This is a genomic window from Pseudomonas sp. NFACC42-2, from assembly GCF_900116055.1.
GTDB lineage: Bacteria > Pseudomonadota > Gammaproteobacteria > Pseudomonadales > Pseudomonadaceae > Aquipseudomonas > Aquipseudomonas marginalis.
The window spans coordinates 1-20,957 of the sequence record NZ_FOZO01000020.1 but is presented as its reverse complement, the minus strand read 5'-3'; the positions used below and the strand labels follow the sequence as shown (position 1 = coordinate 20,957).

At 61.7% G+C, this 20,957-nt stretch carries 21 protein-coding genes and 1 pseudogene; 14 read left to right on the top strand and 8 right to left on the bottom strand.

The annotated features are described in order from the left end of the window. Window positions 1–55: 55 nt before the first annotated feature. Genes BM416_RS24900 through BM416_RS24890 form a run of 3 tightly spaced genes read left to right on the top strand, consistent with a single transcriptional unit; the run spans window position 56 to window position 2,996 of the window. Window positions 56–1,198 (top strand): ABC transporter ATP-binding protein, encoded by a 1,143-nt coding sequence (locus tag BM416_RS24900; protein ID WP_027608405.1) that lies wholly within the window; start codon window positions 56–58, stop codon window positions 1,196–1,198. Continuing rightward, window positions 1,195–2,115 carry an ABC transporter permease subunit gene (locus BM416_RS24895; RefSeq protein WP_027608406.1) on the top strand — a complete coding sequence of 307 codons (921 nt, stop codon included), beginning with the start codon at window positions 1,195–1,197 and terminating at the stop codon, window positions 2,113–2,115. The genes BM416_RS24900 and BM416_RS24895 overlap by 4 nt, the downstream gene beginning before the upstream one ends. Continuing rightward, window positions 2,112–2,996: an ABC transporter permease subunit gene (locus tag BM416_RS24890; RefSeq protein ID WP_015886412.1), complete on the top strand. Its 885-nt coding sequence runs from the start codon at window positions 2,112–2,114 to the stop codon at window positions 2,994–2,996. Before BM416_RS24895 ends, BM416_RS24890 begins: the two co-directional genes overlap by 4 nt. Before the next feature lie 67 nt (window positions 2,997–3,063). On the opposite strand, the gene BM416_RS24885 is transcribed toward BM416_RS24890, so the two are convergent. Then, window positions 3,064–3,705 (bottom strand): HD domain-containing protein, encoded by a 642-nt coding sequence (locus tag BM416_RS24885; RefSeq protein ID WP_092489810.1) that lies wholly within the window; start codon window positions 3,703–3,705, stop codon window positions 3,064–3,066. Window positions 3,706–3,907: 202 nt separating this feature from the next. Between BM416_RS24885 and BM416_RS24880 the strand changes: the two genes are divergently transcribed. Continuing rightward, the gene (locus BM416_RS24880; RefSeq protein ID WP_092489809.1) at window positions 3,908–4,873 is read left to right on the top strand and encodes a GlxA family transcriptional regulator; all 966 of its coding nucleotides are present in this window, start codon (window positions 3,908–3,910) and stop codon (window positions 4,871–4,873) included. A 33-nt stretch (window positions 4,874–4,906) separates the two neighbouring features. Here BM416_RS24880 and BM416_RS24875 read toward each other — a convergent pair whose 3' ends face one another. Both BM416_RS24875 and BM416_RS24870 read right to left on the bottom strand, forming a co-directional pair. Then, window positions 4,907–7,261 carry a penicillin acylase family protein gene (locus BM416_RS24875; RefSeq protein ID WP_092489808.1) on the bottom strand — a complete coding sequence of 785 codons (2,355 nt, stop codon included), beginning with the start codon at window positions 7,259–7,261 and terminating at the stop codon, window positions 4,907–4,909. Between the two features lie 31 nt (window positions 7,262–7,292). Continuing rightward, window positions 7,293–7,868 (bottom strand): DUF6436 domain-containing protein, encoded by a 576-nt coding sequence (locus tag BM416_RS24870; RefSeq protein WP_092355751.1) that lies wholly within the window; start codon window positions 7,866–7,868, stop codon window positions 7,293–7,295. Window positions 7,869–7,967: 99 nt separating this feature from the next. Between BM416_RS24870 and BM416_RS24865 the strand changes: the two genes are divergently transcribed. Beyond that, window positions 7,968–8,909 (top strand): phospholipase BipL, encoded by a 942-nt coding sequence (locus BM416_RS24865; protein ID WP_092489807.1) that lies wholly within the window; start codon window positions 7,968–7,970, stop codon window positions 8,907–8,909. A gap of 105 nt (window positions 8,910–9,014) precedes the next feature. On the opposite strand, the gene BM416_RS24860 is transcribed toward BM416_RS24865, so the two are convergent. Continuing rightward, on the bottom strand, window positions 9,015–9,767 hold the full coding sequence (locus BM416_RS24860) for a DUF2059 domain-containing protein (RefSeq protein ID WP_027608412.1): 753 nt from the start codon (window positions 9,765–9,767) through the stop codon (window positions 9,015–9,017). Between the two features lie 131 nt (window positions 9,768–9,898). On the opposite strand from BM416_RS24860, the gene BM416_RS24855 reads away from it, so the two are divergent. Next, window positions 9,899–10,531 carry a 2OG-Fe(II) oxygenase gene (locus BM416_RS24855; RefSeq protein WP_065924356.1) on the top strand — a complete coding sequence of 211 codons (633 nt, stop codon included), beginning with the start codon at window positions 9,899–9,901 and terminating at the stop codon, window positions 10,529–10,531. Window positions 10,532–10,533: 2 nt separating this feature from the next. After that, window positions 10,534–11,016, top strand: a complete 483-nt coding sequence (locus BM416_RS24850) for a 2-thiouracil desulfurase family protein (protein ID WP_027608414.1) — start codon at window positions 10,534–10,536, stop codon at window positions 11,014–11,016. Here BM416_RS24850 and BM416_RS24845 read toward each other — a convergent pair. Continuing rightward, the gene (locus BM416_RS24845; RefSeq protein WP_092489806.1) at window positions 10,967–11,491 is read right to left on the bottom strand and encodes a transporter substrate-binding domain-containing protein; all 525 of its coding nucleotides are present in this window, start codon (window positions 11,489–11,491) and stop codon (window positions 10,967–10,969) included. The two genes, BM416_RS24850 and BM416_RS24845, sit on opposite strands and share 50 nt — an antisense overlap. A gap of 134 nt (window positions 11,492–11,625) precedes the next feature. Here BM416_RS24845 and BM416_RS24840 point away from each other — a divergent pair, with 134 nt between their 5' ends. After that, complete coding sequence (locus BM416_RS24840; RefSeq protein WP_027608415.1) at window positions 11,626–12,066, top strand: DUF4399 domain-containing protein; 441 nt, start codon at window positions 11,626–11,628, stop codon at window positions 12,064–12,066. 67 nt (window positions 12,067–12,133) lie between these two features. Here BM416_RS24840 and serA read toward each other — a convergent pair whose 3' ends face one another. Next, complete coding sequence (gene serA, locus BM416_RS24835; RefSeq protein ID WP_027608416.1) at window positions 12,134–13,363, bottom strand: phosphoglycerate dehydrogenase; 1,230 nt, start codon at window positions 13,361–13,363, stop codon at window positions 12,134–12,136. Window positions 13,364–13,568: 205 nt separating this feature from the next. Between serA and BM416_RS24825 the strand changes: the two genes are divergently transcribed. The 4 genes from BM416_RS24825 to BM416_RS24810 all read left to right on the top strand — a co-directional run bounded on the left by BM416_RS24825 (window position 13,569) and on the right by BM416_RS24810 (window position 17,784). Then, a complete protein-coding gene (locus BM416_RS24825) occupies window positions 13,569–14,963 on the top strand; it encodes an FAD-binding oxidoreductase (protein ID WP_092489805.1) in 1,395 nt (464 codons plus the stop codon). Window positions 14,964–14,985: 22 nt separating this feature from the next. Continuing rightward, entirely contained in the window at window positions 14,986–15,651 is a 666-nt protein-coding gene (locus BM416_RS24820) for a fumarylacetoacetate hydrolase family protein (RefSeq protein ID WP_027608418.1), read from the top strand. Between the two features lie 170 nt (window positions 15,652–15,821). Beyond that, window positions 15,822–16,748, top strand: coding sequence for an SdiA-regulated domain-containing protein (locus tag BM416_RS24815; protein WP_027608419.1), 927 nt, complete (start codon window positions 15,822–15,824; stop codon window positions 16,746–16,748). A gap of 121 nt (window positions 16,749–16,869) precedes the next feature. Next, complete coding sequence (locus tag BM416_RS24810; protein ID WP_027608420.1) at window positions 16,870–17,784, top strand: SdiA-regulated domain-containing protein; 915 nt, start codon at window positions 16,870–16,872, stop codon at window positions 17,782–17,784. Window positions 17,785–17,802: 18 nt separating this feature from the next. Here BM416_RS24810 and rpiA read toward each other — a convergent pair whose 3' ends face one another. Further along, the gene (rpiA, locus tag BM416_RS24805) at window positions 17,803–18,474 is read right to left on the bottom strand and encodes a ribose-5-phosphate isomerase RpiA (RefSeq protein ID WP_027608421.1); all 672 of its coding nucleotides are present in this window, start codon (window positions 18,472–18,474) and stop codon (window positions 17,803–17,805) included. A 136-nt stretch (window positions 18,475–18,610) separates the two neighbouring features. Here rpiA and ilvA point away from each other — a divergent pair, with 136 nt between their 5' ends. Both ilvA and BM416_RS24795 read left to right on the top strand, forming a co-directional pair. Next, window positions 18,611–20,125, top strand: a complete 1,515-nt coding sequence (gene ilvA, locus BM416_RS24800) for a threonine ammonia-lyase, biosynthetic (protein WP_092489804.1) — start codon at window positions 18,611–18,613, stop codon at window positions 20,123–20,125. A gap of 41 nt (window positions 20,126–20,166) precedes the next feature. Next, window positions 20,167–20,580 carry a DUF2269 family protein gene (locus tag BM416_RS24795; protein ID WP_065938081.1) on the top strand — a complete coding sequence of 138 codons (414 nt, stop codon included), beginning with the start codon at window positions 20,167–20,169 and terminating at the stop codon, window positions 20,578–20,580. A gap of 74 nt (window positions 20,581–20,654) precedes the next feature. Here the strand turns inward: BM416_RS24795 and BM416_RS24790 are convergent. Next, window positions 20,655–20,957 (bottom strand): annotated as a pseudogene (locus BM416_RS24790) (IS481 family transposase); the annotation flags it as partial.

Sequence of the window (20,957 nt, the reverse complement as noted above, 5' to 3'; positions counted from 1 at the left end):
TCCAAGGTTCGCCCGCCTCGGGCGAACTGCACTCTTTTTTTTGGGAGTTTCGTAAATGGCAGTTGCCTCCGGCGCCTATAAGAAAGCCCTCGAGGGCGACCAGACACCGAAAAAGGTGCTGGTCAAAATCGACCGGGTCACGAAGAAGTTCGACGAGACGATTGCCGTGGACGATGTGTCCCTGGAAATCAAGAAAGGCGAGATCTTCGCCTTGCTCGGCGGTTCGGGTTCGGGCAAGTCCACCCTGCTGCGCATGCTCGCAGGCTTCGAGCGCCCGACAGAAGGTCGGATTTACCTCGACGGCGTGGACATCACCGATATGCCGCCCTACGAGCGGCCGATCAACATGATGTTCCAGTCCTATGCCTTGTTCCCCCACATGACCGTGGCGCAGAACATCGCGTTCGGCCTGCAACAGGACAAGATCCCCAAGGCCGAAGTCGATGCCCGCGTGGCTGAAATGCTCAAGCTGGTCCAGATGAGCCAGTACGCCAAACGCAAGCCGCACCAGTTGTCCGGTGGCCAGCGTCAGCGGGTGGCGTTGGCCCGCTCACTGGCCAAGCGCCCGAAACTGCTGCTGCTCGATGAGCCCATGGGCGCCCTCGACAAGAAGCTGCGTTCGCAGATGCAACTGGAACTGGTGGAGATCATCGAGCGCGTCGGCGTGACTTGTGTGATGGTGACGCACGACCAGGAAGAGGCCATGACCATGGCCGAGCGCATCGCGATCATGCACCTGGGCTGGATCGCCCAGATCGGCAGCCCGATCGACATCTACGAGACGCCGACCAGCCGCCTGGTGTGCGAATTCATCGGTAACGTCAACATCTTCGACACCCAGGTGGTGGATGACGCCGAAGGTCACGCGGTGCTCAAGTGCCCGGACCTGGACCGCGACATCTACGTGGGCTACGGCATCGCCACCTCGGTGGAAGACAAGTCGGTGACCTACGCCATCCGCCCGGAAAAACTGCTGGTCACCACCGAAATGCCGACCTGCGAGCACAACTGGTCCAGCGGCAAGGTGCACGACATCGCCTACCTGGGCGGCCACTCGGTGTTCTACGTCGAGCTGCCAAGCGGCAAGCTGGTGCAGTCCTTCGTCGCCAACGCCGAACGCCGTGGCCAGCGCCCAACCTGGGGTGACCAGGTGTACGTGTGGTGGGAAGACGATAGCGGCGTGGTACTGCGCACATGAACATGAAGAAGCTCAAGCGGCGCTTGCACCGCATCGTCCCCAGCGGCAAGCAGGTGGTCATCGGGATTCCGTTCCTGTGGCTGTTCCTGTTTTTCGCCCTGCCGTTTTTCATCGTCTTGAAAATCAGCTTCGCCGAAGCCGACGTGGCGATCCCGCCGTACACCGAGATCTACACCTACGTCGAGCAGAAGCTGCAGGTAGTGCTGAACCTGGCCAACTACAGTCTGCTGGCAGGTGATGAGCTGTACATCGCGGCGTACCTGGGCTCGCTGAAGATGGCGTTCTTCAGCACGCTGCTGTGCCTGCTGATCGGCTACCCGATGGCCTATGCCATTGCCACCGCGCGCAAAGAGATGCAGACCGTGCTGGTGCTGCTGATCATGATGCCGACCTGGACCGCGATCCTGATCCGCGTGTATGCGTGGATGGGTATCCTCAGCAACAACGGCCTGCTCAATGGCTTCCTGATGTCCATGGGGCTGATCAACGAACCGCTGCAGATCCTCAACACCAACATCGCGGTGTATATCGGCGTGGTCTATTCGTACCTGCCGTTCATGATCCTGCCGCTGTACGCCAACCTGGTGAAGCATGACCAAAGCCTGCTGGAAGCCGCATCGGACCTGGGTTCGAGCACCTTCAACAGCTTCTGGAAAATCACCGTGCCGCTGTCCAAGAACGGCATCATCGCCGGCTGCATGCTGGTGTTTATCCCGGTGGTGGGCGAGTTCGTGATCCCGGAACTGCTCGGCGGCCCGGAAACCCTGATGATCGGTAAAGTGTTGTGGCAAGAGTTCTTCAACAACCGTGACTGGCCGGTGGCGTCTGCCCTGGCGGTGGTGATGCTGGCGATCCTGATCGTGCCCATTATTCTGTTTAACCGCAGCCAAGCCAAAGAGATGGAGGGCAAGATATGAAGCGCGTCAGTTTCTCAAGCTTCATGCTGGTGGCGGGGTTGTTGTTCATCTACCTGCCGATGCTGATCCTGGTGATCTACTCGTTCAACGAATCCAAGCTGGTGACGGTGTGGGGCGGTTGGTCGATCAAGTGGTACGTGGGCCTGTTGGACAATACCCAGTTGATGGGCTCGGTGGCACGTTCCCTGGAAATCGCCTGCTACACGGCGGTGGCCGCCGTGGCCCTGGGTACGTTGGCGGCGTTTGTGCTGACGCGCATCAGCCAGTTCAAGGGCCGCACGCTGTTCGGCGGCCTGGTGACCGCGCCGTTGGTGATGCCGGAAGTGATCACCGGTCTGTCGCTGCTGCTGCTGTTCGTGGCCATGGCGCAGATGATCGGCTGGCCCCAGGAGCGTGGCATCGTCACCATCTGGATCGCCCACACCACGTTCTGTGCCGCTTATGTGGCAGTGGTGGTATCGGCGCGCCTGCGTGAGCTGGACCTGTCGATCGAAGAAGCGGCGATGGACCTGGGGGCGCGGCCGTGGAAGGTGTTCTTCCTGATCACCATCCCGATGATCGCGCCATCGTTGGCGGCGGGCGGCATGATGTCGTTCGCACTGTCCCTGGATGACCTGGTACTGGCCAGCTTCGTCTCGGGACCGGGTTCGACGACGTTGCCGATGGAAGTGTTCTCGGCCGTGCGCCTTGGGGTTAAACCCGAGATCAACGCCGTGGCCAGCCTGATTCTGCTGGCGGTGTCGCTGGTGACCTTCCTGGTGTGGTTCTTCAGCCGACGTGCCGAAGAGATGCGCAAGAAAGCGATCCAGCAGGCCATCGAAGAAGCCGCTGCCGATGGCTGGCAGCAGCCGGACAAGCGTCGGGCTCCAGCGCCGGTCTAAAGGTCTGTGCGGTCCAAATGTGGGAGGGGGCAAGCCCCCTCCCACATTTGATCGCATTTCAACTCCGCTACGCCAACCACGGCGACTTGCGAATCACCTCGACAAAATTCATCGGCTTGAACCCCGGTTCCTGATCCACCAGCACATCGGTCTTCACGTTGCCGAACGTGGTCTGCGGGCGATGGCGCAAGCCGTCGGCAAACGCGCAGATGATGCACTCCTTGAACCCTTCCCCGCGTGGATGCGCATGCACCACGGCTTCGCGCTGCACGCTGCTGAACGCGGCGTAGTCCATGCCCAGCACGTCCATTTCCACACCGGCGGTCACCAGTGCCACGGTCGGGCGCAGGTGCTGCGGCACCCCCGGCGTGGTGTGCAGGGCGATAGACAGCCACACCTGTTCGATATCGTCGTCGCTCAGCCCGTAAGGCTTGAGGAAGGCCGCGGCGGCGTTGGCGCCGTCCACTTCGAAACGCTGGTCATCACTGCGATGGCCTTCTACCAGGCCCAGGTCATGGAACATGGCGCCGACGTAAAGCAGCTCCGGGTTGTAGACCAGTTGCTTGCGCTCACCGCTCAATGCGCCGAACAGGAACACCCGGCGCGAGTGGTGGTAGAGCAGGTCGGATTCGATGTCGCGGATGTAGTCGGTGGTGGCCCTGGCCAGGGCGCTGTCCGGGATCTTGATACCGGCGATGGTGGTGGTCATGGTGGTTCTCCTCTGGAAAGCCTCCAGTCTGGTCGTGCGCCCGTGAAGCGGCCACGGTGACGAGGGTGCGATCCCGGCCAATCTGCCGCGACATCGTGCCAAGGCAAAATCAGCTAGGGTGTAGCCGGCGATATCACTCTCGAAGCCTGGGAAAATCCCCCGGGGTTTGCATTTTATTCAGCTGAAAAAGGTGTCTGTGAGCATGCACAAAACCGTCGCCATCCTGATCTTCCCCGGCGTCCAGTCACTGGATGTGAGCGGCCCCATGGATGTGTTCTGCGAAGCCAACCGCTTTCTGCCGCCTCAGGATCACTACCGGATCGAGGTCATCGGGCTTGCCCACGGCACCATGGCCGCCTCCAACGGTTTGGCATTGCAGGCCCACCGGCATTACAGCGATGCCCAGCAAGCCTATGACCTGTTGCTGGTTGCCGGCGGCCCGCAATTGCCCTTCGAGGATTTCGGCGCGCCGTTCGATGATTGGCTGCGTGGCGCAACCGCCCGGGCGCAGCGCTTTGGTTCTATCTGCAACGGCGCCTTCATGCTGGCGCGCGCCGGGTTGCTGGATGGAAAAACCGTTACGACGCATTGGAATGATGCGGCAGGCCTGGTGCGTTTGTGCCCGCGCGCACAGGTCGAAGCCGACCGCCTCTACGTACAGGACGGCAACCTCTACACCTCGGCGGGCGTCACGGCAGGCATCGACCTGTCGCTGTACCTGCTGGCCCAGGACCACGGCCCGGAAGTGGCGTTGAGCGTGGCCAAGCGCCTGGTGGTATTCACCCAGCGTTCCGGCGGGCAGTCGCAGTTCAGCCCGTTCCTCACGCCCCACGCCGAAACCACCTCGGCGGTGGCGTTGGTGCAGTTATACGTATTGGCGAACCTGACCGGCGACCTGACCATCGCCGACCTGGCCAAGGCCGCCAACATGAGCGCGCGCAACTTCTCCCGGGTGTTTGCCCGTGAGGCGCGGATTACGCCAGCGGAGTTTGTCGAACGGGCGCGGGTGGATGCGGCGCGGGTGATGCTCGAAAGCACACATGCGCCGCTGAAGACCGTGGCCTATCAATGCGGGTTTCGCGATGCCCAGCACATGCGCAGCGTGTTCAACCGCCGGCTGGGCGTGACGCCGCAACAGTTCCGGCTCAATTTTGCGGCACCGGTCTAAGCCCCTTCCGCAGGTTGACCGATTTCCAAGGGGTTATCGCGCCGGCAGCAGTTTCAGCGTGCCGCGGGTATTGGCCGTGACTTCCTCATCGGTGAAATGCGCCTGCTCGTAACCCCCTTCGATATAAGTCTCGGCCTGGTCGCCATAGTGCTTGTCGAACGGCACGCCGCTTTGCCCCACCGGATTGATGGTGAGGGCGTGGGCCACGTCGGCAAAGTCGATCAGGCGCCGGGTGGACGGGCCGTAGGTCACCGGCCAGGGCGCGGGGCCGATGACGGCCGACTGGTTGTTCGGCACTTCATGGGTGCCGGGGGCCGGGAACGGGCCGACGTTGACGATCAGGTCCAAGGGTTTCTGCGAGCCCAGCGGATGGCCGTGGGTCAGGGTATGGGCCTTGCCCCACTGCCATTGCGTCGGGTCATCGCCGAAGGTGGCCTTGAGGTGCGCGAGGCTGTTGTCCCAGGCCCGTTTGACGGTGTCGGCGCGCTTGCCGTCCCACCAGGGCGAGGCCGGGTCGGCAGCCAGGCGGGGCAGGGCGGCGTCGATCACGCGGGTGGTGAGCAGGGTCTTGAACATCCCGTCACCCAGCTTCGGGTGGAAGGCCGCGTCGGCGAGGTTGAACAGGAACTGGTTGAACAGCGTGGCGCTGGTGGAACCCAGCGGGTAGTCACCCTTCCAGCCGGCAAGCTGTTCCACCAGCTTCAACTGCGCCGGGTCCGTGACCACCTCGCGCAGCACCGGCAACAGCGGCGCCAGCAGGCGCGGGCCGAAGGCGGTGGTGGTGCCCAGTTGCAGGGCCTGGCTGTTGGTCACATCCCACTTCACGCTCTTGTCGCTCAACTGCGCGTTCAACTGCTGGCCCCGGTCGGCGAGGTTGTAATAACCGGGGATTTCCATGCCGGTGGGCGACGCCGGCTGGGCATTGGCCGAGACCACATAGCCACGCGCCGGGTTTTCTTCCTGGGGGTTGGCGCTGAAGGGGTAGAAGCCCGGCTTGTCGGCCTCGGCGGTGCTGCCGTCGAGGATAAACCCTGGGTTGGCACCTGCCGGGCGAATCGGCAACTGGGCCGCCGCCCACCAGCCGATATCGCCCCTGGCATTGGCCCACACGATATTCAGCCCCGGTGCGGACACCTTTGACGCCGCCGTACGGGCCTTGGCCAACGTGTCGGCGCGGTTGAGCTGGTAGAAACCTTCGAGGATCGGGTTCTGGGTGTCGAGGAACGCCCACCACATGGCAATCGGCGTCTTGCCGCCGTTCTCGCCAAGCACGTCATTGACGATCGGGCCGTGGGGTGACTGGCGCAGGGTGAGGCTGACCGGTGCCTGGCCTTTGACGGCGATCTGTTGCTCGCTGCGGGTCATGTCGACCCACTGGCCGTGGTACCAGACCTGGTTGGCGTTGTCCGGGTTGACCTTTTCGGCGATCAGGTCGAGGTCGTCGTTCTGGAACATGGTCAGGCTCCAGCCGAAATCCAGGTTGTGCCCCAGGAACGCCACGGGTACCAGCGCGTTGTGATAGCCATACAGCTCGAAGCCCGGCGCCAACAACTGCGCCTCGTACCACACCGACGGCACCGAGAAGCGAATATGCGGGTCACCCGCCAGCAGCGGTTTGCCGCTCTGGGTGCGACTGCCGCTGATGGCCCAGGCGTTGCTGCCCTCGAACTGCGGCAAGCCGTTGTCGGCCAGGGCCTGTGCGCTCAGGGCGGCGAGGGCGCCGAGGGCGTTCCAGTCACTGTCGGCGAGGTTGAGGGCGCCCCCGGGTTGCCAGTCGAGGTCGAAGACTTTCAGGTAGTCGCTGCCCAGTTGGTCGCGGACGTAAGTCAGCAAGGGCTCGGTACGAAACGCAGCGGCAAAGCTGTAGGCCATGTACCCGGCGACGCTGATGGTGTCCTCGGCGGTAAACGCGCGCCTGGGGATGCCCAGCACGTCGAACTCCATCGGGCGGGCGTGGCTGTCCTGATATTGGTTGATCCCGTCCAGATAGGCTTGCAGGGCCTTCCAGTGCGCCGACTCATGGTCCTGCTGGGCCACATAGGTGGCGGCGCGGTCGCGAATGCGCAGGCTGCGGAACAGCTTGTCGGTCTCCAGCAGCTTCGGCCCGAGCACCTCGGCCAATTCGCCACGGGCCAGGCGCCGCATGATCTCCATCTGGAACAGGCGGTCCTGGGCATGCACGTAGCCCAGGGCGCGGTACAGGTCGGTCTCGTTCTCGGCGCGAATATGCGGCACGCCACGGTCGTCGTAGCGCACGGTGACCGAGCGTTGCAGGTTGGCCAGTTCAACCGTGCCCTGGCGGGTGGGTTGCTTGCTGTAGACGTACCAGCCCGCACCGAGGCCGATCAGCACCAGCAGAACCGCAAGAACCTGCAGGACGCGCTTCATGAACATTCCTTACCAAGAGTGGGGTGGCGGGCTACTCATCTTTCGACCACGAACAATAGCAGCCCACCGCCAGGGTGTGCGTGGCGTTCACGTCTCGGCCGGCTTCAAGGGCTTTCAGGATCGGCTCGATAAAACTGTTACTGGCGTTACACGTCAGCCCTTCGCTGTAGGGCCCGAAATACGCGAGCTTGCCGGTGCGGTCCCAGATGCCCACGGCCGGGCTGGCCGGCACCTGGTCGGCGCCGGGCAGGGCGGTGAGGGTTTTCATCTTGCGCAGGTTATCGGGCAACTGGCCGTGGCTGCCGGCTTTTTGCAGGGCATAGAACTCGACGCCCTGGGGCGCGTATTGCTCGATCAACTCGCCCAAGTGCTGCTGGTTGCCGACATTGCACGGGCACGCCGGATCCCAGAAATGCACCAGGCGGATCGGACCGGGGCCGCTGAGTTCGGCGGGCAGGCGCAGAGGGTCGCCGGAGAATACCGCGGTGTGTTCGCTGAAGGCGCGCAGGTAGCGGCCCTGGAACCAGTCATACGCCGCCCACAGCACGCCGGCGCAGATGATCAGGATCAGGCTGGCGAACAGGGCGTTACGGTAAGGCTGTCGCATTCGGATCTATCCTCGCAGGTCGCGTAGCTTGCCATGCTTGTCCTGACAGATGAATATCGCAGCTCGATATTCATCTTCGCCGCAAGTCTGGAAGCCTTTATGCCTGTGACCTTTGACCCTGATCACCTTCGCGAAAGCCTGCGGCCCCTGGTGGATGCGCAACCGCTTTCAGCCGAAGCGCGGGTCTACCAGCGTTTCTACGGACTGGACCTGAGTGCACGCAACGTGCCGACAGTGAGTCGGCTGGGGCGTTTCGAGGTGGCTGGGTTCGAGGTGGTCGCCCAGGTGTGGTGGCCGCCCGTGCCGGTGGCGACGATGTTTATGTTCCACGGCTTCTACGACCATATGGGCCTGTATCGCCACGTGGTGGACTGGGCCCTGGACCAGGGCTTTGTGGTAATCGCCTGCGATTTGCCCGGCCATGGCTTGTCCAGCGGCGCGCGCGCCAGCATCGATGATTTTGCCGTGTACCAGGAAGTGGTGCAGGCGCTGTTCGTCCAGGCCCAAGCGCTGCAATTGCCGCAGCCCTGGCACTTGTTCGGGCAAAGCACCGGCGGCGCGGTGGTGGTGGATCACTTGGTCAACCATGGTGCTACCAGTCCGGCACAAGGCAAGACCTTCCTGCTCTCACCGCTGGTGCGGCCGCGTGCGTGGGGGTGGTCGCAGCTCAGCTATTACCTGTTGCGCCCGTTCGTCAAAGGCATCGCCCGGCGTTTCAGCGAGAACACTCACGACCCGGCGTTCAAGCCGTTCCTGGAAGCCGACCCGCTGCAACCCCGGCAACTGCCCACCGCCTGGGTAGGCGCCCTGGCGCGCTGGATCAAACGCATCGAAGCCGCGCCACGCAGCCCTCGGCGGCCGGTGATTGTGCAGGGTGAGGAAGACATGACGGTGGATTGGCAGCACAACTTGCAGGTGCTGCGGGGCAAGTTCGACCAGCCCGAGGTGTTGATGCTGCCGCGCGGCCGGCATCACCTGGCGAATGAGATTCCGCAGATTCGCGAAGAGTACTTCCGGTATTTGACAGACCATTTGAAATAACACAATCCAAATGTGGGAGGGGGCTTGCCCCCGATAGCGGTGCATCAGTCAGCTTATCTGTAGCTGACCCACTGCCATCGGGGGCAAGCCCCCTCCCACATTTTATTACTGCGTCAGGCTTGAGGTGCTCTGGCCGACTGCCAGACCTGCGCGAATCGCCGCCAGCGCCGCCTGGTAATACGCCTTACCTTCCGGTGACTCCGCAAACGTCGCGAACTCCTCCAGCTCCGGGTCGGACAAATCCCGATAGACGTACAGCAGAGTGTTGTTCAGGTCATTGCCAATCTGTTGCATCAGCCGCTCACGCTGGCCATTCAACATGCCTTGGGCCTGGCCGCCACCCAGCAGGCCGGGGATCATCTGGCTCAAGCTGTCGGCGGCCACGCCGGCGATCGCCAGGCTGACCTCCGCCCCGGCTTCGCGGGCGGGCAGGGCCTGTGCCAGGTGGCCGATGATCAGGCTGCGGGTGGCATCGGCCTCGATGTGCGGCAGGCCTTGGGCGTTTTTTGCCAACTGGTCACGGCGCGTGGCCAGTAACTCGGCCGCAACGACCTTGCGGCCCAGGGGTGATTGGAAAAACGCCAGGGCCGGCGCAGGGTCCGCCAGGTGCTTGCGTAACTGGGCTTCGGCGCGCTGGTCCATGGCCTGGGCGGCAAAGCGCTTATTGCTATTGTCCACCAGCGCCTGGTACACCGCCGGCGGCAGGCTGTTGCGGTAGCGTTGCTGGGCGGCACTGAGGGCGTCATTGAAATGCGCACGTTGTTCGGCCCAGCCGGCGACCTTGTACAACTGGTCATGGCCGTCTGCCCAGGCGGGCAAAACGCAGAACATCAGCAAGGAAAAAAACAAACGACGCATATGGACTCCTGTCAGTCGGCCACTATTGTCCGTGTCGGGCGTAGGATTTGTCGAGAAGTCCTATCAGTCCGCTGACTAAAGTGTATTCAGACGCTCGGCGGCTCTGTCGGATTCACAGGCGTATGGATACTATGCGCGCCATGCAAATACCCCTCGATCACCCCCTGCTGCAACGCATCGTCGATGACCTGGCCGAAAAAGGCTGGTCGCAGCAGAACGGCTTCCTGCCCCAGGCTCTGACCCTGGAACTGGCGGCTGAGTGCCGTAAACGTGCGGCCGAGGGTGAGCTGGCCCCGGCGGCAGTGGGGCGCGGGCCGGCCCAGGAGATTCGCGAGGGTATTCGCGGCGACCATATCCAGTGGCTGGAGGAGGGCGACGCGGCGGTCTGCGACAGCTATATGGCGTTGATGGACACGCTGCGCCTGGCGATGAACCGTGGTTTGTTCCTCGGCCTTGAGGATTTCGAAAGCCACTTCGCGATGTATCCCCCCGGCGCGTTTTACCTCAGACACCTGGACCGGTTCCGCGACGATGATCGGCGCATGGTTTCGGCGGTGATCTACTTGAACGACGCCTGGTTGCCCGAGCACGGTGGCCAGTTGCGCATGTACCTCAAGGACGGCGTGGAATACGACGTGGTGCCCAGCGGTGGATGCCTGGTGGTGTTCCTGTCGGGCGAAGTGCCCCACGAAGTCATGCCGGCTACGCGCGAGCGCCTGTCCCTCACCGGCTGGTTCCGTCGGCGCGGTAACGAGCCGTTCTAACCATGCAAAAGATTCTGATCAGCCGCTGCCTGCTTGGCCACAAGGTGCGCTACGACGGTGGGGCCAGCGGGCCGTTCGATCAACTGGCGGCGTGGCAGGCTGAAGGGCGCGTGGTTGCGATCTGCCCGGAAGTGTCGGGCGGTCTGCCGACGCCCAGGCCCTCTGCCGAGATTCCAGGTGGGCAGGGCATCGATGTCTGGGAAGGCCGCGCCCAGGTGCTGACGGCCGAGGGCGAAGACTTCAGCGCCGCCTTCCTCGACGGCGCCCGGCAAGCCTTGGCGTTGGTGCAGCGCCATCACATCCGCATCGCCATTCTCAAGGCCAATAGTCCGTCCTGCGGCAACCTGCTGACCTATGACGGTACTTTCACCGGTGTAAAGGTCAGTGGCGAGGGCGTAACGGCGGCGCTGCTCAAGCGCCATGGCGTGCAGGTGTTCAGTGAGCTGGAGTTGCCTGCGGCGGCACTGGCGTTGGCGCGCCTGTAGAGGCCTTGTCCTCGAACCACTTCTGGGACAGCGCCTTTAAACGGCCATCGTCCTTCACCCGCTTCAGCGCCCCGTCCAGGCTGGTCTTGAAGGCCGGGTTGCCTTTCTGGAACGGGATCGCCAGCTCAGGCTTGTCGTGATAAGCCTCGCTGAAATCGAACTGATCCTTAAGCTCGGCAGTCATAGCGACATGGTTGATGGCCACATCGTATTTGCCGGTTGAGACCCCCGGCAGCATGTCGGCGTCGTCTGTGGTGATAAACGAAGGGCGCACGTCCATTTCCTTGGCCAGCAATTCACCCAGCTCGACTTCAAAGCCGGTGAGTTTGTCGCCTTCCTTGAAATTGTACGGTGGTGTGTTGGCTTCAAGGGCGATGCGGAGTTCGCCGCGATCGTTTACATCGTCGATCAGTTCGGCATGAGCCAGGGGGCTCAGCAGGGGCAGCAACAGTAACAGGCCAGGCGAAAAGCGCATGGTCACTCCTAAAGAATTCGAATGTGCGAGGCGCCGTTCAGCATCGCTTTGCTATGGTGGTGAGTGCCTTGGACAGCAATTTGTCGCGAAGTTGTCAGAACCCTACAGATTTCATGGAAAAACTGGAGAAGCGAATGAAAGCCCTATTGTCCCGTGCAACCATTGCCAGCCTGTTGCTGGGTGCCTCGATGTTGGCGAATGCCGCCGATGTTCCGCGTACCCCCGCGCCCAAGGGAGCTGAGGTGTTTATCGTCTCGCCCAAGGATGGCGCGACCGTCGACAAAACCTTCACCGTCAAATTCGGCGTCAAGGGCCTGGACCTTGAGCCGATCGACAAGCAAGTACCTAACGCCGGCCACCATCATCTGCTGGTAGACCAGGATGTACAGTCGCTGAAGGCTGATGAGGCCATTCCAGCCACCGCCACGTCGATTCACTTCGGTAAGGCGCAGACTGAAACCGAACTGACCCTGGCTCCAGGCAAGCACACCCTGCAACTGGTCGCAGGCGACAACGTGCATCGCCAATTCGAGCCCACTGTAGCCTCGAAAGTGATCACGGTTAACGTCAAGTAAGATGTGTTCAGGCAAAAAAATGGGAGGCCCCTGCGGGTCTCCCATTTTTTATGCAGCGTTTGCAGCGTTAGAACAACACGCGGCTACGGATAGTGCCGTTGATGTGTTGCAGCTTCTCTTGCGCCAGGTCCGAGTACTCGGCGTCGACGTCGATCACCACGTAGCCGACCTTCTCGTTGGTCTGCAGGAACTGGCCGGAGATGTTGATGCCGTTTTCCGCGAAGACCTTGTTGATCTCCATCATCACGCCCGGGATGTTCTGGTGGATGTGCAGCAGGCGGTGCTTGCCAGGGTGAGCCGGCAGGGCCACTTCCGGGAAGTTGACGGACGAGACCGAGGTCCCGTTGTCGCTGTACTTGACCAGCTTCTCCGACACTTCCAGGCCGATGTTGGCCTGGGCTTCAGCGGTGGAGCCGCCGATGTGCGGGGTCAGGATCACGTTGTCCAGGCCACGCAGCGGGCTTTCGAAGATGTCGTCGTTGGAGCGAGGCTCCACCGGGAACACGTCGATTGCGGCGCCGATCAGGTGCTTGTCCTTGATCGCGTCGGCCAGGGCGTCCAGCTCGACCACGGTGCCCCGTGCAGCGTTGATCAGGATGCCGCCTTTCTTGATGGCGCGGATTTCCTTCTCGCCGATCATCCACTGGGTCTCGGCGGTTTCCGGAACGTGCAGGGTGACGATGTCGGACATGCCCAGCAGCTCGGTCAGGCTCGACACCTGGGTGGCGTTGCCCAATGGCAGCTTGGTCAGGGTGTCGTAGAAGAACACCTGCATGCCGAGGCCTTCGGCCAGTACCGACAGTTGCGTGCCGATCGAGCCGTAACCGACGATACCCAGCTTCTTGCCCCGGATTTCGAAGGAGTTGGCCGCGCTCTTGATCCAGCCGCCACGGTGGCAGGAAGCGTTCTTCTCAGGGATACCGCGCAGCAGCAGGATGGCCTCGGCCAGCACCAGCTCCGCCACGGAACGGGTGTTGGAGTACGGGGCGTTGAACACTGCAATGCCGCGCTCGCGCGCTGCGTCGAGGTCGACCTGGTTGGTGCCGATGCAGAAACAGCCGACCGCCACGAGTTTCTTGGCGTGATCGAAGATCTCTTCGGTCAGCTGAGTACGGGAGCGAATGCCGATAAAGTGCGCGTCGGCGATCTTTTCCTTGAGCTGGGCTTCCGGCAGAGAACTGGTGATGTACTCAATGCTGGAGTACCCGGCGGCCTTCAGTACGTCGACGGCCGATGGGTGGACGCCTTCCAGAAGAAGGAACTTGATCTTGCTCTTATCGAGAGAAGTCTTGCTCATCTGCGTAAACCTGTATCCCGGAGAAAAATGGCAGGGAATCGGATCGCTTAAGCTGACCCGGACGGCAGGAAAGCCGTCACCGCAGAAACGCCCTTGGGCTCTGTCCTGCGGGGGCGGTATGCTAGCATACGCGCCCCGCTAAACACCTATTCCTGCGACGTGAAGCGTTCTCAGGATGACCATGAATTGTTCGAGAGTTCTGTCGATGACCCATCCTGCCCTGATTGATGAGCTAAAGACCCTGGTTGAGCCCGGCAAAGTGCTGACCGACGCCGACTCCCTGGAGGCTTACGGCAAGGATTGGACCAAGCACTTCGCGCCCGCGCCGACCGCCATCGTGTTCCCCAAGACCACCGAGCAGGTGCAGGCCATTGTCCGTTGGGCCAATGCGCACAAGGTGGCGCTGGTGCCATCCGGTGGTCGTACCGGCCTGTCGGCTGCTGCCGTGGCGGCCAATGGCGAAGTGGTCGTCTCGTTCGACTATATGAACCAGATCCTCGACGTGAACCTCACCGACCGCACTGCGGTGTGCCAGCCGGGCGTCGTCACCAAGCAATTGCAGAACGTCGCCGAAGAAAATGGCCTGTACTACCCGGTGGACTTCGCGTCGTCCGGTTCCAGCCAGATCGGCGGCAATATCGGCACCAATGCCGGCGGGATCAAGGTCATTCGCTACGGTATGACTCGCAACTGGGTGGCCGGCATGAAAGTCGTCACCGGCAAGGGCGATGTGCTGGAGCTGAACCGCGACCTGATCAAGAACGCCACCGGCTACGACATGCGCCAACTGTTTATCGGCGCCGAAGGCACCCTGGGCTTTGTGGTCGAAGCCACCATGCGCCTGGACCGTGCGCCGAAAAACCTCACCGCGATGGTGCTCGGCACCACCGATTTCGACTCGATCATGCCGGTGCTGCACGCCTTCCAGGGCAAGCTGGACCTGACCGCCTTCGAGTTCTTCTCCGACAAGGCCCTGGCCAAAGTCCTCGGCCGTGGCGATGTGCCGGCCCCGTTCGAAACCGAGTGCCCGTTCTACGCGCTGCTGGAATTCGAAGCCACCACCGAAGAAGTCGCCAACCACGCGCTGGAGACCTTCGAGCATTGCGTCGAGCAGGGCTGGGTGCTGGACGGCGTGATGAGCCAGAGCGAAACCCAGTTGCACAACCTGTGGAAACTGCGCGAGTACATCTCCGAGACCATTTCCCACTGGACGCCGTACAAGAACGATATTTCGGTCACTGTCTCGAAAGTGCCGGCATTCTTGAAGGAAATTGACGCGATCGTCGGCGAACACTATCCGGACTTCGAAATTGTCTGGTTCGGCCATATCGGCGACGGCAACCTGCACCTGAACATCCTCAAGCCGGAAAACCTGAGCAAGGATGAGTTCTTCGCCAAGTGCGCCACCGTGAACAAGTGGGTGTTCGAAACCGTTCAGAAGTACAACGGTTCGATCTCCGCCGAACATGGCGTGGGCATGACCAAGCGTGATTACCTGACCTACAGCCGCTCGCCGGTCGAGATCGAATACATGAAAGCAGTGAAGGCAGTGTTCGACCCGAACGGGATCATGAACCCTGGCAAGATCTTCGCTGTTTAACCGCCCCCGAAGGAGTCGTTTCATGAGCTACCAGCACAAGTATGTCGACGGCACCAACATCCACTTTCCCGTGGGTAAGGTGGTGTGCATTGGGCGTAACTACGCCGAACATGCCAAGGAACTGGACAACCCGGTGCCGACCGAGCCGTTGCTGTTCATCAAACCGGGCAGTTGCGTCGTCCCGCTGGAAGGCGGTTTCAGCATTCCGACCGAGCGCGGCTCGGTGCACTACGAGGCGGAAATCGCAGTGCTGATCGGCAAGCCGCTGTCGAACAAGCCCAGCCGCGAAGAAGTGCTGGACGCCATCTCCGGCTTCGCCCCTGCCCTGGATCTGACCCTGCGCGACAAGCAATCCGAGCTGAAAGCCAAGGGCCTGCCGTGGGAAATCGCCAAGTCCTTCGACGGCGCGGCGGTGATTGCGCCGTTCGTGGTCGGCAGCACCTTCGCGGACGTGACCGATATTGGCATTCGCCTGACCATCAATGGCGAAGTGCGCCAGGACGGCAACAGCGCGAGCATGCTCAACCCGATCGTGCCGATGATCCAGTACATGGCCGGCTGCTTCTCGCTGCAGGCTGGCGATGTGATCCTCACCGGCACCCCGGCCGGCGTGGGCCCGTTGAATGTGGGTGATGACCTGGTGTTGGAATTGACCGGCGTAAACCGCTTCGAAAGCAGCGTTCGATAAGCACCTGGTGTGGGAGGGGGCTTGCCCCCTTCCACATTGGGTCCGAGTCCATTTAATGCATGGGCTTTTGCATTTTTTTCACACCCCATCCGGATAATCCTCAGCCTCCTGCGCGCGGGTCCATTGATCCTGTGCTATCACCTACCGCTGACTTTCCGGAAAAGCACCCAATGGCCGTGTCCCTGCCTTCCGCCACACCCAAACCGCGCTCTCGCTTTGCCTTGCGCTGGTATTCCTGGCTATTTCTGGCGGGTGCCATCGTGTACGGCATTTCCTGGGCCATGCATTGGGATGATCGCGGCGTGCTGTGGCTGTTGGAGGGCTTTGAAACGCCCGCCGAGCGCAGCGAAAGCGTGTGGTTGCCTGACTATCACGTTGTCATCGACGCCAAGGTTTTGCCGGGCATGGAGAAAGACGAAGCCTCGGACGTCTCCTATAACCCGCAGACCAAAACCCTGTTTTCCGTCATGGGTAAAAACCCGTTCCTGGTCGAGCTGAGCCTGCAAGGCGACGTATTGCGCAAGATGCCGCTCAATGGCTGGGACAACCCGGAAGGCTTGACCGTGATGGAAAATGGCCTGATGGCCGTGGTCGACGAACGCCAGCACAATCTGACCATCGTCAAGATCGACGCTGCCACCCAGCAATTGAACAAGGCCGACTTCCCGAGCTATGACCTGGGCCCGTCCAAGGATCAGAACAAAGCGTTCGAGGGGCTTACCTGGGACAAGCGCAATCAGCAATTTGTGCTGGGTGAAGAGCGGCCGCCGGCGTTGTTCACCTGGAAAAGCGACGGCAGCCAGACCCTGGTCGGCGATAAGCAGAAACTGGCCAGCAAAGAGCTGGACATGCGCAACCTTTCGGCCCTGGCCATCGACCCGCGCACCGGCCATCTGCTGGTGTTATCGGCCGACTCCCACTTGTTGCTGGAGTTGGACGAGAAGGGTGAACAAGTCAGCTTCATGACCCTGCTCGGTGGCTTCAACGGCCTCAAGAACACCATCCCCCGTGCGGAGGGGGTAACGATGGATGAGGACGGCACGCTCTATATGGTCAGTGAGCCAAACCTGTTCTATCGTTTCGAAAAGCAGAAATAACAGACGAATCACGTCGGATATTTCTCTATTAGCGGCATTCGCCAGACACCAGGGTGCGTTTAAGTTTAAATTCAGACAGGCGTGATATTCATTCGCCACTTTTGACTTTGAGCACCGCCCGATGCGTCGATTTGCCCGCCCCAAACCCATTCTCTTTATGCTGGTGTTGATCGCCCTGGTCAGCGCCGGGGCTGTTGCGCAGCACTTTCGCCTGTTCGAGCGCGCCTGGTTCAACTGGCAGGCCTGGCGTCAGCCGGCGGACGAGCGCTCCATCGGCCTGGCGGATTACCGAGTGACCCTTGAGGCCCAGGTTATCGAAGGGCTCGACGACGATGTCTCGGCCCTCACCTACGATCCGGTACGCAAGAGCCTGTTTACCGTCACCAATAAAAATGCCGAGCTGATCGAGCTGTCCCTTGAGGGCAAGATCCTGCGACGCATCCCGTTGGTGGGGTTTGGTGATGCCGAGGCGGTGGAATTTATCAGCGACAACATCTATGTCATCACCGACGAGCGCCAGCAGCGGCTGATCAAGGTGCATGTGGACGACGATACCCAATTCCTCGACGCCGCCGATGCGGAACAGATGACCCTGGGCCTGCATGTCGGGGGCAACAAGGGGTTTGAGGGGTTGGCCTATGACTCGGTGGGCAAGCGCCTGTTCGTGGCCAAGGAACGCGACCCGATGCTGATCTACGAGGTCCACGGTTTTCCCCATTTCAAACCGGAAAAAACCTACTCGGTGCACGTGATCAACAACCCCAAGCGCGATGCCGGGTTGTTTGTGCGCGACCTGTCGAGCCTGCAATACGACGAGCGCAGCGGTCATTTGCTGGCGCTGTCGGATGAGTCGTTCCTGGTGCTGGAGCTGGATATCGACGGTCGCCCATTGAGCAGCCTGTCTCTGCTCAATGGGCGCCATGGCCTGAAAAAACGGGTGCCCCAGGCCGAAGGGATCGCCATGGATGACGAGGGCACGTTGTATCTGGTCAGCGAGCCGAACCTGTTCTACGTGTTCAAGAAACCCAATCCCTGAGACACATTGGGTTTTGCATCAGGCTTTAAGGGTTTTCACGCCTTCGGAAGTGCCCAGCAGCAGCACATCCGCCGGACGCGCCGCGAACAGGCCGTTGGTGACCACGCCGACGATGGCGTTGATCTGGGTCTCAAGCTCCACCGGGTTGGTGATCTGCATATTGAACACGTCGAGGATGATGTTGCCGTTGTCGGTCAACACGCCTTCGCGGTACACCGGATCGCCACCCAGCTTCACCAGCTCGCGAGCCACGTGGCTGCGGGCCATCGGGATGACTTCCACCGGCAGCGGGAACGCGCCGAGCACCGGTACCAGCTTGCTGGCGTCGGCGATGCAGATAAAGGTCTTGGCCACCGCCGCGACGATCTTCTCGCGTGTCAGGGCTGCACCGCCGCCCTTGATCAGGTTCAGGTGTTCGTCGCTTTCATCGGCGCCGTCGACGTAGAACTCCAGGTCGCTCACGGTGTTGAGCTCGTACACCGGAATGCCATGGCCCTTGAGGCGCGCGGCGGTGGCTTCGGAACTGGCCACGGCGCCGTCGAACGCGCCTTTGTGCCGGGCCAGCGCATCGATAAAACAGTTGGCGGTGGAGCCGGTGCCGACACCGACGATGCTCTTGTCGTCGAGTTTGGGAAGGATTAAATCGACGGCGGCCTGGGCCACTGCCTGTTTGAGTTGATCCTGGGTCATGCGGGCTCCGGAACGGGCGGGGAGTAAAGAGGGGCGCGAGTATAACCCAACAAAACCTCCGGATTCGTGTGGTCGCCCGGCCAAACGCTGGGTTAGACTCCTTGGCCCTGCCCAACCCGCCCAGTGATTTCCGCCGATGCTTGAACAGTACGTCAAAAAGATCCTCACCTCGCGCGTCTATGACGTTGCCGTAGAAACCCCGCTGCAGACCGCCCGCCAGCTCTCCGAGCGGCTGGGCAACAAGGTCTGGCTCAAGCGTGAAGACCTGCAGCCGGTGTTCTCGTTCAAGATTCGCGGCGCGTACAACAAGCTGACTCAATTGACGGCTGAAGAGCGTGCGCGCGGCGTGGTCACGGCCTCGGCGGGCAACCATGCCCAGGGCCTGGCCCTGGCGGCCAAGGTGCTGGGGGTCAAGGCCACGATCGTGATGCCCAAGACCACTCCGGAGATCAAGGTCGAAGGCGTGCGCTCCCGTGGCGGCAAAGTGGTGCTGCACGGCGATTCCTTCCCGGAAGCCCTGGCCTACTCGCTCAAGCTGGTCGACGAAAAAGGCTACGTCTACATTCACCCCTACGACGATCCGCACACCATTGCCGGGCAGGGCACCGTGGCGATGGAGATCCTGCGCCAGCACCCAGGGCCCCTGGACGCGATTTTCGTACCGGTGGGCGGCGGCGGGCTGATCGCCGGCATTGCGGCGTACGTGAAATACCTGCGCCCGGAGATCAAAATCATCGGCGTCGAACCGGACGACTCCAACTGCCTGCAGGCCGCCATGGCCGCCGGCGAGCGTGTGGTGCTGCCCACCGTGGGTATCTTTGCCGATGGCGTGGCGGTGGCGCAGATCGGCCAGCACACCTTCGACATCTGCAAACACTATGTGGATGAAGTGATCACCGTCAGCACCGATGAAATCTGTGCGGCGATCAAGGACATCTACGACGACACCCGCTCCATCACCGAGCCGGCCGGCGCGCTGGGTGTGGCGGGGATCAAGAAATACGTGGAGACCCGTGGCGTCACCGGCCAGACCCTGGTGGCCATCGACTCCGGCGCCAACGTCAACTTCGACCGCCTGCGCCATGTGGCCGAGCGCGCCGAGCTGGGTGAAGGTCGCGAAGCCATTATTGCCGTGACCATCCCTGAGAAACCGGGCAGCTTCAAGGCGTTCTGCGAGGCGGTGGGCAAGCGCCAGATCACCGAGTTCAACTACCGCTACCACTCCGGCAGCGAAGCGCACATCTTTGTCGGCGTGCAGACCCATCCGGAAAACGACCCGCGCAGTGCGCTGATCGCCAGCCTCACCAGCCAGGGTTTCCCGGTGCTGGACCTGACCGAGAACGAACTGGCCAAGTTGCACATCCGCCATATGGTCGGCGGGCATGCGGCCAAGGTCAGTGATGAAGTGGTGTTTCGTTTCGAATTCCCGGAACGTCCTGGGGCGCTGTTCAACTTTCTTAACAAATTGGGCGGACGCTGGAACATCTCGATGTTCCACTATCGCAACCACGGTGCCGCTGACGGCCGTGTGGTCGCCGGTCTGCAAGTGCCGGCGAGCGAGCGTCACCTGGTCCCGGCGGCCCTGGAAGCCATTGGCTACCCGTATTGGGATGAAAGCGATAACCCGGCCTACAAACTGTTTCTCGGTTGAGCGACTACGCTGATTGGGGCGGCCTTTAAGGAAAACGACATATGGAAACCCTGACCACCCTCAAAGTTATCCACATCGCCGCCACGGTGTTGCTGCTGCTCAGCGGCCTCGGCCTGGCGCTGTTGGCCTGGCGCAAGCGCAGCGCCGGCCCGGCCGTGACTGTGCAGCGCCCGTGGGCGTTCGTGTGGTTGCTGATGGGTGTTTGCATGGTCAGCATGCCGTTTACCGGCTGGTGGCTGGTGCACCTGGTCGGCTGGCCGCTGGGGCAGACCTGGATCCTGGGTTCCAGCATCCTCTACACCGTGGCCGCGCTGGCCTGGTTCTGGCTGGTGGCACGGCTTAACCGGCTGCGCAAAGGCGAGGGTGGCAGCCTGAATTTCACCCTGGTGCTGGCGGTGGTAAGCCTGGTGGGGTTTGTGGCGATTGCCGGGCTCATGGGCGCCAAGCCGGTTTAGGGTTTTAAACCGCGTCGGCTGCATCGGGGTGTAGAACCGTAGACATCGTTTACATCTGAAACCGGGGACATCGTTTACACATTTGAGGCCTGGACGCGGGTCATACCTCGTCCAAGCCTCCCCAAGGGATAATCACACAGGTACAAATCCCAAGCATCATCTTCAGCTTCTTTGAGCCCTATCCTTTCCCCGGACAGCGCCTCGCTGATAAATACCAACTTGCCGTTCCACTTGATCGATCCGTCCTGCCTGACGCTTCGAACTTTCATTTCTGCCGGATATTCCACATCGGGCAAGCACCCTGGATAAATTCGGGTGGACGGCACATACAAGTCTCCCGGACTTTTCATGCCGAGCGCTTCGTGAGGGCGTACGTA

Excerpts from the sequence above, each read along its gene's own strand:
- BM416_RS24900 (WP_027608405.1), top strand. The coding sequence starts at position 56 with ATGGCAGTTGCCTCCGGCGCCTATAAGAAAGCCCTCGAGGGCGACCAG.
- rpiA (WP_027608421.1), bottom strand. The coding sequence starts at position 18,474 with ATGACCCAGGATCAACTCAAACAGGCAGTGGCCCAGGCCGCCGTCGAT.
- BM416_RS24875 (WP_092489808.1), bottom strand. The coding sequence starts at position 7,261 with ATGAAGCGCGTCCTGCAGGTTCTTGCGGTTCTGCTGGTGCTGATCGGC.
- BM416_RS24870 (WP_092355751.1), bottom strand. The coding sequence starts at position 7,868 with ATGCGACAGCCTTACCGTAACGCCCTGTTCGCCAGCCTGATCCTGATC.
- BM416_RS24795 (WP_065938081.1), top strand. The coding sequence starts at position 20,167 with ATGGAAACCCTGACCACCCTCAAAGTTATCCACATCGCCGCCACGGTG.
- BM416_RS24860 (WP_027608412.1), bottom strand. The coding sequence starts at position 9,767 with ATGCGTCGTTTGTTTTTTTCCTTGCTGATGTTCTGCGTTTTGCCCGCC.
- BM416_RS24850 (WP_027608414.1), top strand. The coding sequence starts at position 10,534 with ATGCAAAAGATTCTGATCAGCCGCTGCCTGCTTGGCCACAAGGTGCGC.
- BM416_RS24810 (WP_027608420.1), top strand. The coding sequence starts at position 16,870 with ATGCGTCGATTTGCCCGCCCCAAACCCATTCTCTTTATGCTGGTGTTG.
- BM416_RS24845 (WP_092489806.1), bottom strand. The coding sequence starts at position 11,491 with ATGCGCTTTTCGCCTGGCCTGTTACTGTTGCTGCCCCTGCTGAGCCCC.
- BM416_RS24840 (WP_027608415.1), top strand. The coding sequence starts at position 11,626 with ATGAAAGCCCTATTGTCCCGTGCAACCATTGCCAGCCTGTTGCTGGGT.
- BM416_RS24855 (WP_065924356.1), top strand. The coding sequence starts at position 9,899 with ATGCGCGCCATGCAAATACCCCTCGATCACCCCCTGCTGCAACGCATC.
- BM416_RS24890 (WP_015886412.1), top strand. The coding sequence starts at position 2,112 with ATGAAGCGCGTCAGTTTCTCAAGCTTCATGCTGGTGGCGGGGTTGTTG.
- BM416_RS24865 (WP_092489807.1), top strand. The coding sequence starts at position 7,968 with ATGCCTGTGACCTTTGACCCTGATCACCTTCGCGAAAGCCTGCGGCCC.
- BM416_RS24820 (WP_027608418.1), top strand. The coding sequence starts at position 14,986 with ATGAGCTACCAGCACAAGTATGTCGACGGCACCAACATCCACTTTCCC.
- BM416_RS24885 (WP_092489810.1), bottom strand. The coding sequence starts at position 3,705 with ATGACCACCACCATCGCCGGTATCAAGATCCCGGACAGCGCCCTGGCC.
- BM416_RS24880 (WP_092489809.1), top strand. The coding sequence starts at position 3,908 with ATGCACAAAACCGTCGCCATCCTGATCTTCCCCGGCGTCCAGTCACTG.
- BM416_RS24825 (WP_092489805.1), top strand. The coding sequence starts at position 13,569 with ATGACCCATCCTGCCCTGATTGATGAGCTAAAGACCCTGGTTGAGCCC.
- serA (WP_027608416.1), bottom strand. The coding sequence starts at position 13,363 with ATGAGCAAGACTTCTCTCGATAAGAGCAAGATCAAGTTCCTTCTTCTG.
- BM416_RS24895 (WP_027608406.1), top strand. The coding sequence starts at position 1,195 with ATGAACATGAAGAAGCTCAAGCGGCGCTTGCACCGCATCGTCCCCAGC.
- BM416_RS24815 (WP_027608419.1), top strand. The coding sequence starts at position 15,822 with ATGGCCGTGTCCCTGCCTTCCGCCACACCCAAACCGCGCTCTCGCTTT.
- ilvA (WP_092489804.1), top strand. The coding sequence starts at position 18,611 with ATGCTTGAACAGTACGTCAAAAAGATCCTCACCTCGCGCGTCTATGAC.